The 14219-nt window shown below is 74.2% G+C and carries 11 protein-coding genes; 6 read left to right on the top strand and 5 right to left on the bottom strand.

From position 1 onward, the window contains the following. Window positions 1–38: 38 nt before the first annotated feature. Window positions 39–962, bottom strand: coding sequence for a hypothetical protein (locus WMF44_RS42435; protein ID WP_437295756.1), 924 nt, complete (start codon window positions 960–962; stop codon window positions 39–41). 697 nt (window positions 963–1659) lie between these two features. On the opposite strand from WMF44_RS42435, the gene WMF44_RS42430 reads away from it, so the two are divergent. Then, complete coding sequence (locus tag WMF44_RS42430) at window positions 1660–3279, top strand: AgmX/PglI C-terminal domain-containing protein (RefSeq protein WP_437295755.1); 1620 nt, start codon at window positions 1660–1662, stop codon at window positions 3277–3279. Between the two features lie 84 nt (window positions 3280–3363). Here WMF44_RS42430 and WMF44_RS42425 read toward each other — a convergent pair whose 3' ends face one another. Next, window positions 3364–4866, bottom strand: coding sequence for an amino acid permease (locus tag WMF44_RS42425; protein ID WP_437301674.1), 1503 nt, complete (start codon window positions 4864–4866; stop codon window positions 3364–3366). A gap of 289 nt (window positions 4867–5155) precedes the next feature. On the opposite strand from WMF44_RS42425, the gene WMF44_RS42420 reads away from it, so the two are divergent. The 5 genes from WMF44_RS42420 to WMF44_RS42400 are packed head-to-tail and all read left to right on the top strand — an operon-like array spanning window position 5156 to window position 11700. Then, window positions 5156–6151: an alpha/beta hydrolase gene (locus WMF44_RS42420; RefSeq protein ID WP_437295754.1), complete on the top strand. Its 996-nt coding sequence runs from the start codon at window positions 5156–5158 to the stop codon at window positions 6149–6151. A 21-nt stretch (window positions 6152–6172) separates the two neighbouring features. Further along, window positions 6173–9235: a PEP/pyruvate-binding domain-containing protein gene (locus WMF44_RS42415; RefSeq protein WP_437295753.1), complete on the top strand. Its 3063-nt coding sequence runs from the start codon at window positions 6173–6175 to the stop codon at window positions 9233–9235. Then, window positions 9232–10212, top strand: coding sequence for a pseudouridine synthase (locus tag WMF44_RS42410; protein WP_437295752.1), 981 nt, complete (start codon window positions 9232–9234; stop codon window positions 10210–10212). Before WMF44_RS42415 ends, WMF44_RS42410 begins: the two co-directional genes overlap by 4 nt. Then, window positions 10209–10988 (top strand): hypothetical protein, encoded by a 780-nt coding sequence (locus tag WMF44_RS42405; protein WP_437295751.1) that lies wholly within the window; start codon window positions 10209–10211, stop codon window positions 10986–10988. Before WMF44_RS42410 ends, WMF44_RS42405 begins: the two co-directional genes overlap by 4 nt. A 34-nt stretch (window positions 10989–11022) precedes the next feature. Next, entirely contained in the window at window positions 11023–11700 is a 678-nt protein-coding gene (locus tag WMF44_RS42400) for a hypothetical protein (protein WP_437295750.1), read from the top strand. Window positions 11701–11797: 97 nt separating this feature from the next. On the opposite strand, the gene WMF44_RS42395 is transcribed toward WMF44_RS42400, so the two are convergent. The 3 genes from WMF44_RS42395 to WMF44_RS42385 form a co-directional block, all read right to left on the bottom strand. Further along, a complete protein-coding gene (locus WMF44_RS42395; RefSeq protein ID WP_437295749.1) occupies window positions 11798–12406 on the bottom strand; it encodes a nuclear transport factor 2 family protein in 609 nt (202 codons plus the stop codon). A gap of 328 nt (window positions 12407–12734) precedes the next feature. Next, window positions 12735–13619 (bottom strand): 3-hydroxyacyl-CoA dehydrogenase family protein, encoded by an 885-nt coding sequence (locus WMF44_RS42390; RefSeq protein WP_437301673.1) that lies wholly within the window; start codon window positions 13617–13619, stop codon window positions 12735–12737. A 32-nt stretch (window positions 13620–13651) separates the two neighbouring features. Further along, a complete protein-coding gene (locus WMF44_RS42385; protein ID WP_437295748.1) occupies window positions 13652–14167 on the bottom strand; it encodes a hypothetical protein in 516 nt (171 codons plus the stop codon). Window positions 14168–14219: the final 52 nt, after the last annotated feature.

Genomic DNA, 14219 nt, shown 5'->3' with positions numbered 1-14219 from the left:
TCGTTCGAATCCCTCGGGCAACACGCGGCGTTCGTCGTTCATCCGCCGGGCAGCACGCGCCCGTTCGAGGGGTCGCAGCCGGCGATGTAGTAGATGGTCGAGCCGGTCTTGAGGCCGGTGTTCTTCCGGTCGCGCCACCCGCCGTACTCGTACATGAGCTCCCGCGACGCGAACGACGCGCCGAACACGATCGAGACGGGGCAGTCGTCGTCGTTGCTGAACTGGCTGTCGTCGTAGGCCTCGTCGATCCAGTTCTCTCCCACCCCGTTGGAGATGGAGCTGATCGCGTAGTCGCCCACGTAGTCCTTCACGTGATTGCCGCACGACGAGTCGCCGTGGAACGCGTTCCACATCGTCATGGTGCTGTCCGAGGTCGTGATCTGCTGCCGGTATCCGCCCTTCTTCCACACGTCGTAGTCGCCTGACTGGCACGCTTTGACGACGGCGATCTCCAGATCCCCGCCCGTGCCCGGGTTGCCGAAGAGCATGTTCTCGTTCGTCAGGACGCGGCAGTCGTAGCTGCCGTTGCCCATGACCAGGCCGCTGTAAGCGGGCGTCGACGAGCTCCCGGCGTCGTGCCAGCCGTGCGTGTGGATGAAGACGACATCGGCCTCGTCCGCGCCCGAGCCGGAGGCCATGTCGTTCGCCGAGCAGGCGCAGGACGCCGCCTGGCTCGAGTCGGTCCAGTAGCTCCCCCGGGCGCTCGTGTTGTTGCGCGTCGAGACCTCGTCCCAGAGCGAGACCATGCGGAGGAGGTTGAACGTGCCCGCGAAGGCGGCGGCGGTGCTCGTGTGCACCGAGTGCGACAGGCTGGTGTCGTCCTCGCACTCCCCCGTGTGTCCGAAGTTCGCGACCCCGTAGACGTGCGCCTCGTGCTGGGCGCGCGCCGACGACGGCATCGCAAGGAGGCACCCGAGCACCGGAACCCCTGCGAGGACATGGAACGATCGCCTGTTGCTCATACGCTCGACTCCTTCGTTGTCTAGATCGGTGGATGTTCGCCGCCGCCCGCCGCCCGGCGCGCGCTCCACGGGCGCGCCGCCCGTGGATCTCGGGCGTGGACCGGCGCCGGGCAGCGTCGACGGGCGCGGGCGTCAGCGCGCCGCGCTCCGTTCAGCGCGGTCGCGCGTGGTTGACGTCGACAACGGCGTCGACCTCGACGACGTCGCCAACACACCCAGCGTTATTCGCAGCTTCCGTGCCATCGCCAGGCGTCCTTCGACGGGGGCGTCGCGTCACCCGGGACTTCAGCGATCTCCCTGGGATGCGCGGGGATCGCGCCCGCGCGGGCGCCGTCGACCGCCGCCGGCCGCCGCCGGCTGCTCTACGGTTCCGCTCGAGGTGGCGGCGCGATCCCGCGGGGTGATGGCGCGGGCCACCACCACCTCGAGGGGTCGGGCGGCGGTCCAGGAACTGGAACCCCCCGGCGCGGGGATGTGCCGCTGAAAATCGCGGCGCGGCTCCGGAACCTGGGGCGGGCGGCGCTGTCGATCCCTGGCGTGGACGCGGTGCTCCGCGGCGCACGCAGAGAGCGGTGAAGCTCGCCGCGCGTGCGCCGGGGCGCGCCGAGAGAGGCGGGCCCTCGAGGGCTCGCTCCATTCAGACCGCTCGCCGCGCGGACATGCGCGCGAGCGCGAGCAGGGAAAGGGCTGTTCTCCGATGGACACGTTCAAGATGGCTCCGGGCATCGCACCCTCGAATCCGTTCCTCAGCAACCTGCCCTTCAGCCCGTATCCGGCCATCGAGGCCGACGTGCCCGCGGACGCGCCGGAGGGCTCCTATACGTACGCGCTCGTCAAGAGCGCGCCGGACGTCCCCGCCGACGAGTGCGAGACGGACGCTCTTTCGCTCGAGGTGATCATCCGGTGGGGGAACACCCCGCTTCACGTGGCGCACCTGACGCCGCCGCGCGCATTTCATGTCGGCGAGGCGGAGGGCCCCGGGGGCGGGTGCGATTTCTTCCTCCCTGCGGAGCGCCTCGGCGCGGCGCGGGCGCCGCTCGTGCTCGTCGCCGAGGGCGGGGAGGTGAGCGCCGTCATCCCGCCGGGCGCGTCGGGGACCATCGAGTTCGGCAGCTGCAGGATGACGATCGCGCAGGCGATCGCTACCGGCCGCGCGGCGCCGTGCGCGGAGCTCGACGGGGCGCGGCGGATCGCGCTGCCGCCCGGCGCTCGCGCGAGGCTCGAGCTCGGCGATTTCGGGTTCGAGGTGGCGGTGGGCAGGGCGGGCCGCCGCGTCGCGGGCAAGGCCAGCATGGACCGCCGCAACCTGCCGTTCGCCGCGCTGTCGACGCTGCTCCACGTCGGCCTGCTCGGGGCCATGGCCGCGTTCATGCCCCCGCTCGCCATGGCCGACGACGGCGGCGTGAGCGCGGAGCAGGCCTACCTCATGGCGCAGGCGATCGGCGCGATCGCCGAGAAGGAGCTGCCCGAGGCGAAGGACGTCACCGACGCGAGCGGCCGGACCGAGCGCGAGGGCGGCTCCGGCGCGGCCGCGATGGGCGAGTCGGGCAAGGCCGGGAGCGAGACGAGCCGGAAGACGGGCGGGCGCTTCGAGATCCAGGGGCCGAAGGACAACCGCGACGTGCGGATCTCGCGGGCCCAGGCGCTCGACGACGCGGCGCGATTCGGCATGATCGGCGTGCTCCAGGCGGGGTCCGGCGGCGATCCCAACGCGCTCTCGGCGCCCTGGGGCGGCGCCGACACGCTCGGCAACGGCGAGAGGAGCGTGATCGCCAACCTGTGGGGCGAGACGATCGACGAGTCGGGCGGCGTGGGCGGGCTCGGGCTGACGGGCGTCGGCGAGGGCGGCGGCGGGCGCTTCACGGGCATCGGGATCGGATCCATCGGCACCATCAACCACGGGAGCGGCGTCGGCGACGGGCCGGGCTTCGGCCCGGGCGGCGGCGCGTCGCGCTTCGCCAACGGCCCTGGCCACAAGGTGAGGGCGCCGCGCATGCAGGTCGGCTCGACCTCGGTGTCGGGCCGGATCCCGCCGGAGGTCATCCAGCGCATCGTGCGCCAGAACTTCGGCCGCTTCCGGCTCTGCTACGAGAACGGGCTGCGCAACAACCCGAACCTCACCGGGCGCGTGTCGGTCGGCTTCGCGATCGGCCGCGACGGGGCGGTATCGAACGTCCAGAACGGCGGCTCCGATCTGCCGGACGCCGGCGTGGTCTCCTGCGTGGTGCGCTCGTTCTATGGGCTGTCGTTCCCGCCGCCGGACGCAGGCATCGTGACCGTGACCTATCCCCTCCTCTTCAGCCCCTCTGGCGGCTGATTCCTCGCCTCGGCCCCTCCAGAGGCGCGATTCGCCTTCTCGGTTTCTCTGTGGGCTGCTGCGTCCCTCTCTTCCGCCGGATCCCTACGGCCCGCCGCGCGCGGTGATCTGCCCGACGGCCCGCTCCGCCTCCGCAATCTCCCGCTCTCGCTGCTGGATCATCACCCCCTGGGGCGGGCCCTGGAAGCGGCGGCGCTCCAGCGCGAACCAGACGATGGCCGTCACGGCGAACACGATGAGCATGATGCCCAGGGCCTTGTCGTTCGGCGGCTGGACGCTCACCACGATCAGCATCAGGCACGCGAGGACGCTGATGATCGCGAGCGGCCGGTACAGCGGGCCGAGGTCCCACGGGCCCATCTTCACCCAGGTGCGGCCGTAGGCGCGCACGCCCATCATCGTGGGCATCACGTACGAGATGTAGAGGAAGATCACGCAGACGGCCGTGATCGTCGAGTAGACGGGCGTGTACACGGTGAAGCCGATCGTCAGCGCGCTGACGACCCAGATCGCCGTCGCCGGCGTCCGGAACCTCGGGCTCACCTTGCGCAGCTGCTCCGAGAGCGGCAGCCCGCCGTCGCGGGCGAACGCGAAGGTCATGCGGGAGGCGGACGTCACCGTCGCCAGCCCGCAGAGGTACTGGGCCACCGAGATGCCGGCGTAGAGCGCGATCCGGAGGTTCTCCGGGATGACGCGCTCCATGACCCAGAAGAAGACGCCGCCGCCCTTCGACGCCGCCTCATCCATGTCCGGGATCGCGAGCACGATCGCGCTCAGCATCAGCGCCCCGAAGACGCCGGAGACGAGCACCGCCCGGACGATGCCCCGCGGGACCGTCTGCGCCGCGCCGATCGTCTCCTCGGACGTGTGCGCCGACGCGTCGTACCCCGTGATCGTGTACGCGGGCAGGAGGAAGCTCAGGAGGAACAGCGTGGTCATGCTGCCCGTCTCCGGCCACACGTCGCCTCCCTTCGGGCCGCTGTAGTTCGTGAACGTGACGAGCCGGCTGGCGTCGATCGCGGGCGCGTAAAAGAGCATCGCGGCGGTGAGGACCACCGAGACGACGAGGATGAGGTACCCGCTGAAGTCGGTGAGCAGCGTGGTGACGCGGATGCCGAGGTGATTGAAGAGCGCCTGCGTCCCCGTGATGAGCGTGACCCCGACGGCCTGCGTCACCAGCGCGCGATCCGGGGACATCGCGGCGAGATCCACGCCGAACAGCGGGCCGAGCGAGCTCATGATGAACAGGTAGGCGCCGACGTTGATGGCCGCGAGGACGGTGATCAGCCCGATCAGGTTGAACCACGCGGTGGCCCAGCCGAAGCCCCGGCCGCCGAGGATCGAGGCCCAGTGGTACAGGCCGCCCGCGGTCGGGAACGCCGACGCGACCTGGCCCATCGTGAGCGCGATACAGAGCGTGAGCGCGCTGCACACCGGCCAGCCGACGCCGATGCCGGCGCCGCCGACGCTGCAAAAGCCCATCTGGAACGACGTGATGCCGCCCGCGATGATGCAGATGATCGAGAACGAGATAGCGAAATTGGAGAAGCCCCCCATCCTGCGCAGCAGCTCCTGCGCATAGCCCATGCTGTGGAGCGTCTTCACGTCGTCCGCGATCACGCCCTCCACGCTGCCCGGCGCGCCGCCTGGGCGCGGCCCGACGTCCCCCTTCGTCTCACGGCTCATGAGCGGTCCCCTTTCGTCACGGGTCTCTCGCCCGGGGCCGACGGAGCCGTTCGGGCCTCGTCAGGATCGGCGCGCCTCGCCGATGAGCGCTCCCCCGTTGAGGGCCTCCGCCCGGACCCATGCAGCCTACATGGGGGCATGTGGGCCTGCCCAGGGCTGCGCCCGCGCCGGGCTGCTACCCTCGCCGCCGATGGCCGCCACGACGATCCCCCCGCTCTCGCGCAGGCGCGCGCTGCTCGGCCTCGCCGCGCTCGCCGCGCCCTCGTGCCGGCGAGGCTCCTCACCGCCGGCGCCGGAGGAGGCGGCGCCCTCGGCCTGGAGGGATCTCCGGTTCGAGCCCGCCTCCGAGGGTGAAGGCCCGCCCGCCTCCGAGGGTGAAGGCCCGCCCGCCTCCGAGGGTGAAGGCCCGCCCGCCTCCAAGGGTGAAGGCCCGCAGCGCGCGCTGCTCCTCGCGCCCGAGGCCGCGCCGGCGCCGCCGCTCCTCGTCGCGCTGCACGGGCGCGGCGAGGCGGTGCGCGGCCTCGAGGTCGGCGCGCGCGGCTGGCGCGACGACTACGGCCTCGACGCGGCCCTCCGGCGGCTCCGCTCGCCGCCGCTCACGCCGGACGATCTCGGGCAGATGGTCACGCCCGAGCGGCTCGCGCAGCTCAACGCCTCGCTGAAGGAGCACCCCTACCGCGGGCTTTGCATCGCCACGCCGTTCACGCCCGACCTCCGCGACCGCTCCGTCGAGGCGGCCGCGGGCTTCGGCCGTTTCCTCGTCGAGCGCCTCGTGCCGCGGGCGCGCGCCGAGGGCGGCTGCCAGGCCACGCGCGAGGCCACCGGCATCGACGGCGTGAGCCTCGGCGGCCGCCTCGCGCTGCTCGTCGGCCTGTCGTTCCCCGACGTCTTCGGCGCGGTCGGCGCCCTGCAGCCCGCGCTGCGGGCGGGCGAGGCGGAGATGTTCTCCGCGCTCGCGCGCCGGGCCATGGAGCGCCGCGCTGTCGCGCTCCGGCTCGTGTCGAGCGAGGCCGACCCCTTCTTGCCCGCCATCCAGGCGCTCAGCGATCGGCTGCGGCAGGACGGCGTGACCCACACCCTGCTCGTCGTGCCCGGCCCGCACGACTACGCCTGGAATCGGGGGCCGGGCGGCGTTGAAATGGTGCTCTGGCACGAGCGGATCCAGCGCGGTTTGCCGCCGCCGTGATCGCGGCGGCCCGGCCGTCACATGCCCCTGACCCAGGCCGCCGAACCGTGTTACTCCCTCGGCATCGACGTGGCCGACCCCACACGCACCGCCCGCGCCGACGGCGCGACCGATCCGCCCACCGTGCGCGAGTGGCTCAAGCCGCTCGAGAGCGCCGGCCTGCGCCGCCACACGAGCGCGAAGCGCGTCGGCGGCAAGGCGGCCTCGCTCGGCCGCTTGCTCCGCGACGGCTTCCCGGTGCCGCGCGGGTGGGTGCTCGATGCGCGGTGCTTCACGGAGCTCGTCGACCGGCAGCTGCCGCCGGGGCACGACCTCGCCACGCTGATCCGGCTCTCGGGCACGAGGGCGGGCGTCGACCGGGCGGCGCGCGCGCGCGACCGCATCCTGAGCGAGCCGCTGCCCGAGGCGCTCTCGACCGCGCTGCGGGCGCTCTGGCAGGCCGTCGAGCAGGAGGCGCCGTGGGGCCTCGCGGTGCGGTCCAGCGCCACGTGCGAGGACAGCGAGGAGACGTCGATGGCGGGGCTCGCGACGACCGTGCTCGGCGTGCGCGGCGAGGCCGCGCTCGACGCCGCGATCCGGCAGGTCTGGGCGAGCGCCTTCCTGCCGCGCGCGCTCGCGTACCTCGCGCACGCCGGCGTCCGCGACGTCGCGATGGGCGTCGTGCTGCAGGTGATGGTGCGCGCCGAGGCCGCGGGCGTGCTGTTCACCGCGCCCCCGCCGGGGCTCGAGGGCGAGCACTGGCACGCCGGCGAGCGGCTCGTGAACGCCACGCTCGGGCTCGGCGCGCCGGTCGTCGACGGCGCCGCCGCGGCCGACACGATCCGGCTCGCGCGCGACGGCGGCAGGGTCGTCGCGTCGGCGGTGGCGCAGAAGCGGCGCGCGCTCGTCGTGGGCGCGGCCGGGCTCGAGGAGGTCCCGGTGCCCGAGGCGAGCACCGAGCAACCGGCGCTCGGCGAGGCCGCGCTGCGACAGCTCGCCGAGCTCGCCGAGCGGCTCGAGCAGGGCGGCAAGGGCCCGTTCGACGTGGAGTTCGCCGTCGAGGCGGTCGAGGAGGGCCCGCCCGGCGCGGCGCTCGTGGTCGACGGGGAAGCGTCGTCCCACCCGCCGGAGGCCGCCGCCGCGGCGGGCGCATCCTCCTCGGCAGCGTCGGAGGGCGGCGAAGGCGCGCCCTCCCCGGCGGCGCGGGAGGCCGGCGAAGGCGCGCCCTCCCCGGCGGCGCGGCGCGTGTGGCTGCTCCAGGTGCGCCCGGTGAGCGGCGGCGGCTTCCCCGAGGGCGGCGACGCCGACACGATCTGGTCGCGCGCCAACGTGGGCGAGGCGCTCCCCGGCGCGGCGACGCCGCTCACCTGGTCGGTCGCGCGGGCGTTCTCCGACCGGGGCTTCCGCGAGGCGTTCGCCGCGCTCGGCTGCCGCGTGCCGCGGGGCGCGCGCCTCGTGGCCAACGTGCACGGGCGCTTCTACCTCAACCTCACCGCCTTCATGCGGATCGCGGCGCAGGTCCCGGGGCTCTCGCCGCGCGCGCTGCTCGGCATGAGCGGCGGGGCGAGCGAGGCGCTCATCGCGCGGCTCGCCGAGCAGAGCGAGGGCGTCTCGCGGCGCGGCTTCTATGCGCGGCTGCCGCTCACGGGGCCGCGGCTCCTCCTCCGGCAGGCGCGGCTCGAGCGCGAGGTGGCGGCCTACGAGGGCGAGGCGCTCTGGGCGCAGCGCGCCCTCTCCGAGCTCGACATGACGCTCCTGCCGGACGACGCCATCGGCACCACGCTCCGGAGCGTCTTCCTGCTGCTCGAGCGGACCGGCACGCGGATGCTGCACTGCGCGTCGGCGTCGCTCGCGAGCCACCTCGCGCTGTGCAAGGCGCTCGAGCGCATCGCGGGCCGCCGCGCCTCCGCGCGCTCGGCCTCCGGCGAGGCGCACCTCGACGCGCCTGCCGGGCGCGCGGAGCCGAACGTCGAGCACCTGGCGCAGGTGCTCGCGGGCGGCGTGCGCGAGCTCGACAGCGCGGGGCCGGGCATCGAGCTCGCGCGGGTCGCCGAGCTCGTCATGCAGGATCGGACGGCGCGCGAGCGGCTCCTCGCCGGCGGGGTCCTGTGGCCGCGCGACCTGCCCGAGGGGCCGGCGCGCGACGCGTACGCGCGGTTCCTCGACGCCTACGGCGATCGCGCCGTGCGCGAGGCGGAGCTCGCGACGCCGCGCTGGCGGGAGGACCCGTCGCCGGTCGTCGCGATGCTCACGGCGTCGCTGCGCGGCGCGCCGGGCGATCCGGAGCGCGCGCTGGCGCGCGCCCGGGCGCTCGCCGATCGGGAGATGGCGATGCTCGAGACGCGCGTGCCGCGGCTGGAGCTCGCGCTCCTGCGCACGCTCGTCGGCCGCGCGAAGCGCTACGTGCGCCTGCGGGAGCGCATGCGCACGTGGGTGACGCGCGTCCTCGGCATGCTGCGCAGGGTCGCGCTCGACATCGACCGGCGCCTCCGGCGCCTCGATCCCTCGCTGGAGCCCGGGAGCGTCTTCTTCTGCACCTACGAGGAGCTCGCGACGGCGCTCTCCAGCGGCCGCGCCGACGTGGGCCACCTGGTCCGGCTGCGGCGCGCCGAGCACCTCCGCGACGCCGCGCGCCCCGATCCGCCGGCCACCTTCATCGGCCGGCCGCCGCCGGTCGTGCTGCCGCCCGCGTCCGGGGAGCGCCTGCTCGGGCTGCCGGCGAGCCCTGGGGTCGTCGAGGGGCGGGCCCGCGTGCTCGAGCCGGGCGCCTCGGCGCTCGACGCGGTGGCGCCGGGGGAGGTGCTGGTCGCGCGCACGACCGACGTCGGCCTCTCGCCCCTGTTCCTCGTGGCCGCCGCGGTCGTGACCGAGCTCGGCGGCCCCATGTCGCACGCCTCGATCGTCGCGCGGGAGTACGGCATCCCCGCGGTGGTGAACGTCCCCGGCGTGACGCTGGCGATCAAGACGGGCGATCGGCTCCGCATCGACGGCGATCGCGGCGTGGTCGAGCGCCTGGACGAGCGCGCCTCGCCGACGTCGCCGGGCGTCGTCGCCGGGGGAGCCCCTGGCGGCGGCGCTGCCCCGCGCGCGGCGCCGCCCGGATGACGGCCGCGCGCTTCCGCGTCGGGCCCTCGGACGGCCCCACGGTGGCCGACGTCCTCGAGCGCGCGGGCGGCGCGTCGCGGGGCCTTGCGGGCGCGGCGGCGGAGGGGCGCGCGTTCCTGAACGGCCGGCGCGCGCGGCCCGGCGACGGCGTGGCCCTCGGCGACGAGCTCGCCGTGTGGCCGGCGCGGCGCGACGCGCCGGGGGCGCCGCCGGTGGAGGTACTGGCGCGCTGGGGGGAGCTCCTCGTCGCGTCGAAGCCTGCGGCGCTGCCGACGGAGCCGGAGCGGCGGGGCACGCGGTCGCTGGTCACGGAGGTCGCGGAGCTGCTCGGGCTGCGCGACCTGCCGCACGCCGCCTCGCGGCTCGACGTCGGCGTGAGCGGCGCGGTGCTGTGCGCGACGGGCGCGCGGGGCCGGCGGCACCTGGCCGCGATGCGCGAGGCGGGGCGCATCGCGCGGGTGTACGCCGGCGTCGCCGGCGGGCGCGTCGAGGGGTCGGGCACGTGGGATGCGCCCATCGGCGCGGCGCGGTCGCGGGGCGGGCGCAGCCTGCCCGCGGTGGGCGGCGCCGGGGCGAGGGACGCGTCGACGCGTTACCGCGCTGTCGCCTCGGCGGGCGGCGGCGCGGCGCCGGCCACGCTGCTGCGCCTGGACCCGGTGACGGGCCGCACGCACCAGCTCCGGGTGCACGCGGCGCACGCGGGGGCGCCGCTCCTCGGCGATCGCGACCATGGAGGAGCCCGATCGGTGACCACGGCGAAGGGGCGGGTGATCCCGCTCTCGCGCGTCGCGCTGCACGCCTTGCGCGTCACGGTGCCGGACGAGCGCGGCGAGCTCTGCGCGGCGATCGCCCCGGTGCCGGACGAGCTCCGCGAGCTCTGGGTGGCGCTCGACGGCGACGGCTCGACGTGGGAAGAGGTGCTCTCCGCGACGCTCGAGGTGGCCCTGCCGCTCGGGCCTCCTCCCGGTGCCCGATGACCTCGCCTCGCCCTCTCACCCGCGCCGCCCTGGGGCTCCTCGCTGGCCTTGCGCTTGCCGCCGCCGGCGTGGTCGCCGTCGCCGAGCCGCAGGCTCCGCCATCCCGCGCGGGGTATGCGCCGGACCCTGCCCCGCGGCCCAGCGCGAAGCAGTGGGTCTTCGACGTGCACTACGCGAAGGGGAGGGGCTCGATCGTGCGGGTGCGGCCGGTGGCGCTCGACCGGCCTCTGGCGACAGCGCGGGTGATGGGCCGGTTCGCGATCGAGCTGTACGTGGGCCAGGAGCTGCTCGATCGGGTCCGCTTCGACGTGCCGCTGACGGGGGACGCGCCGGAGCGGCCGCCGGGCGCCCTGCTCCGCCGTCCGACGTTCGACAGCGGCGTGACGACGCGGCTGCGCGTGCAGATGGCGGACAACCCGCGCGCGAGCTGGGCCAAGCTGGTGGACCGGAAGACGGGCGCGGAGGAGCGCTTCTTCTGGCCGCCGGAGCCGGACGGCCGGCTCGTGTCGCTGAGCGCGCAGGGCGGGGTGGCGCTCGACGGCGGCGCGCCGGGGGATGCGGGCAAGCTGCCTGCGGACGCCGGGGGGCAGGCGGATGCGGGCTTGCCGGACGCTGGCCCCGATGCGGGCTTTCCGCCGGTGGACGCGGGGTGGCCGGACGCGGGCTTTCCGCCGGTGGACGCGGGGTGGCCGGACGCGGGCTGGCCGCCGGTGGACGCGGGGCGGCCGCCGGATGCCGGGTTGCCGCCGGATCCGTTCAGGCCGCGGCGGAAGTAGCGCGCCCCGCCCGAGCTGCGGTACCTTGGCGGGCATGCAGGACCGCTCGCTCGCTGTCGTCGCATCGCTCGCCCTCGCTGTCGTCTTCTCCGCGGCGCCGGTCGCCGCCCAGCCGCCCGCGGGCAAGGAGACGCCGCAGGCGGCCGCATCTGAGCCGGCGGCGGCCGCGCCCGACGCTGCTTCGTCGCAGCGCAAAGATCCCAGCGGGCACACAGGCATCAGCCCCTACACGGAGCAGGTCCTGAAGGGCCAGGCGTCGTTCGTTGCGCGCGACATCCCCGGCGCGATCGCGGCGTTCCAGGAGACGATCAAGCTGGATTCCTCGAAGATGCTCGGCTTCTACCTGCTCGGCGAGGCGATGCTCGAGTCCGGCAACATGGCCGAGGCCGAGACGGCCTGGACCACGGCGCTCGGCAAGAAGGGCACGGAGGAGCTCCACGCCAAGGTGCTCTTCTGCATCGCCGATCTGCGCGAGCGTCAGAAGAACTGGCAGGCCGTGAAGGAGGCGTGGGGGGCCTACAGCGCGTACCTGACGAGCAACCCGAAGGCGACCGGCTATCCGGCGACCGCGGCGGAGCGGCAGAAGCAGGTCGACCGGCGGATGAAGGACGAGAAGGACTACGCCGCCGTCAAGGAGCGCATCGTCCAGCGCGAGGCCGAGCGCCAGAAGGAAGCCGAAGAGAACGCCAAGAAGGACAAGCGGAACCGGTAGCGCGCCCTCGGCCGCGCGCGGCGCACGCCGCGGCCCCGATCCCGCCGTCGATGCGGAGCGCCCTGCGCGCGGCGAGGCGACGCCGTCCCGCACCGCCTCAGGGGGCGGGCGAGTCGACGCGCATGAACGAGAGGGTGCGGAACGTCCGCTTGCTGAGCTTCCACCCGGAGGGCGTCCGGACCGCCTCGTTCTCGTACGTGCCGTGCGCCACCTGGACGCTGCTCAGGGGGTCATAGACGTGCGTCGCGATCAGGTACGAGGTGATCTTCGCCCGGTTGCCGCCGGGGAGGATGTCGACACGGACGTTGCTGATCAGGTGCTGTGTGCCGACATAACCGGAGTCCGCGAACAGGACATCGATGAAGTCGGCCCAGGCCTCGGCGCTGGGCACCGAGACGACCGGCGGATCATCCGGAGCGGCGCCGGCTTCCCAGATGAGGACCGGCGCGTCCGGCGTGAAGCACCTCGAATAGATCTGCTTGCCCGTCGCCAGATCCCCGCGGCCGATCGCGTCGGTCCCGGCCGCGTAACAGTATTCTAGCTGCTCGATCTCCCGCACCGCCTGGAGCGCGGGCACGCCGTTCGGGGGCGTGCCCTCCGCGGGCCTCGCGAGCGACACGGTGACGGCGCCTGCCAGCGCGAGCGCGGAGACCAACGGGATGACACGACGCACAATGCCGCTGAGACCATCGCTGTTCGTGCTCAAGGAGCTCACCCCTTTCGTTGGGTTCCCGAGTCGTCAAGAATCAACCTGACAATATAAATGTGTGGACAGACCCGGTCAAGCACGGCCAGCGAAGGGCGTTACGTCGTTACTCCTTCTTCAATGTCGGCTTCAATGTCGGCTTCAATGTCGGCTGGAGGTACGATGATGCCCCCAGAGAGCGTATCGATTTCGGACCTGCGAACACGCGGAGAACACCCTCTACCGCGCGCCCGGGAACCTGCCGGAGCCACCTTGGCTCACCTGCGTATTCTTCCGAGGAACCGTATTCTGAGGAGGCGTATCAAGTAGCGAGCTGGCGCCGCGCTCCCTACCCGCGACGCCAGCCGTCGCTGGGCTGGGCCCCCGCCTCCGTCCACCGATAGAACCCTTCGCCCGTCTTCTTCCCGAGCTTCCCCGCCCGCACCATCTGCCGCAGGATCACCGGCGGCCGGAACTGCTCCCCCACCTCGCGGTGCAGGTGCTCCAGGATGGCGAGCCGCACGTCGAGCCCCACGAGGTCCGTCAGCTTGAGCGGCCCCATCGGGTGCCGGTACCCGAGCTCCATCGCCCGATCGATGTCGACCGCCGACGCCACCCCGGCCTCCAGCATCCGCATCGCCTCGGCGCCGAGCGCCACGCCGAGCCGGCTCGTCGCGAAGCCGGGCGTGTCGTTCACCACGATCGGCGTCTTGCCCAGGCGCCTCGCCACCGACAGCGCCGCCGTCACCGTCGCCTCGTCGGTCTCGAGCCCCCGCACCACCTCGATCAGCTCCATCACCGGCGGCGGGTTGAAGAAGTGCAGGCCGATCGTGCGCCCGCCCGCGTCGAGCCGGCGCCCGAGCTCGGTGACGCTCAGGCTCGACGTGTTCGTGCCGAGCAGCGCCCGCTCCGGCGCCGCCGCCTTCACCCGGCCGAGCACCTCGACCTTGAGGTCCATCCGCTCGGGCACCGCCTCGATCACGAGATCGGCGTCCGCCGCCGCGCGCTCGAGATCCGGCGACGCCACGAGCATCCCGATCATCTCGCTGCGCGCCTCGTTGAGCATCTTGCCCTTCTGGACGAGGCGATCGGTCGCGCGCTTGATGTCCTCGATCACCGCGCCGATCCGCGCGGCGTCGACGTCGTAGAGGCGCGTCACGTAGCCGGCGATCGCCGTGACCTGCGCGATCCCCTGGCCCATCGTGCCCGCGCCGAGCACCAGCACCGCGCGCATGCGCGCTGCGGGGGGGTCCACCGCGATCTCGCTCACTTCGACGGAGCCGGGGCGCCGTCCTTCTGCCGCGCCTCCATGCGCTTGCGCACCAGATCCACCTCCTGCGGCGTCAGCTTGCGCAGGTTCGCCGGGCCCGGCGCGGCGGTGCCGGCCGCGCCGGCGCGCAGGGTCTCCGCGGCCGGCCCCGCCCCGGGCCCGGTCGGCGCCGCCGGGCGCGCGCCGGGCTGAGCCGCGGGGCGAGCCTCGGCGGTCGCCGGGCGGGCGCCAGCGGGGGCGGGGCGAGCGCCGGCCGCGGCCGGACGAACCTCGGCCGCGGCCGGGCGGGCGCCCGCCGGCGCGGCCTGCCCCGCGGCGCCGTCGTCGTCGCTGCTCAGCGCGAGAAACGTGACGCCAGCCACCACGAAGACCGCGAGCCCCAGCACAGGGACCCAGTTCGGGGTGGGCGGCTCGTCCGCCGGCAGCGCGCGGGCGGGCTCCCCGTCGAAGCCATGGTGATCGCTCACGTCGTGCGCCGGGGCCGCGTGAGCCTCGTGATGGGCCGTGCTCATGCGCGGACAGTTGCCGCACTTCGAAAGCGGCGTCGAGGGGGTTCCACGCGCT

Source organism: Sorangium sp. So ce426 (genome assembly GCF_051475585.1).
Lineage (GTDB): Bacteria > Myxococcota_A > Polyangia > Polyangiales > Polyangiaceae > Sorangium > Sorangium cellulosum_B.
Note: the sequence above shows the minus strand (reverse complement) of the source record. Positions and strands in the feature narration are given on the sequence as shown.

Bases quoted from the DNA above. Each gene is read 5' to 3' on its own strand.
- WMF44_RS42385 (WP_437295748.1), bottom strand. From the start codon at position 14,167: ATGAGCACGGCCCATCACGAGGCTCACGCGGCCCCGGCGCACGACGTG.
- WMF44_RS42390 (WP_437301673.1), bottom strand. From the start codon at position 13,619: ATGCGCGCGGTGCTGGTGCTCGGCGCGGGCACGATGGGCCAGGGGATC.
- WMF44_RS42400 (WP_437295750.1), top strand. From the start codon at position 11,023: ATGCAGGACCGCTCGCTCGCTGTCGTCGCATCGCTCGCCCTCGCTGTC.
- WMF44_RS42425 (WP_437301674.1), bottom strand. From the start codon at position 4,866: ATGGGCTATGCGCAGGAGCTGCTGCGCAGGATGGGGGGCTTCTCCAAT.
- WMF44_RS42415 (WP_437295753.1), top strand. From the start codon at position 6,173: ATGCCCCTGACCCAGGCCGCCGAACCGTGTTACTCCCTCGGCATCGAC.
- WMF44_RS42405 (WP_437295751.1), top strand. From the start codon at position 10,209: ATGACCTCGCCTCGCCCTCTCACCCGCGCCGCCCTGGGGCTCCTCGCT.
- WMF44_RS42410 (WP_437295752.1), top strand. From the start codon at position 9,232: ATGACGGCCGCGCGCTTCCGCGTCGGGCCCTCGGACGGCCCCACGGTG.
- WMF44_RS42435 (WP_437295756.1), bottom strand. From the start codon at position 962: ATGAGCAACAGGCGATCGTTCCATGTCCTCGCAGGGGTTCCGGTGCTC.
- WMF44_RS42420 (WP_437295754.1), top strand. From the start codon at position 5,156: ATGGCCGCCACGACGATCCCCCCGCTCTCGCGCAGGCGCGCGCTGCTC.
- WMF44_RS42430 (WP_437295755.1), top strand. From the start codon at position 1,660: ATGGACACGTTCAAGATGGCTCCGGGCATCGCACCCTCGAATCCGTTC.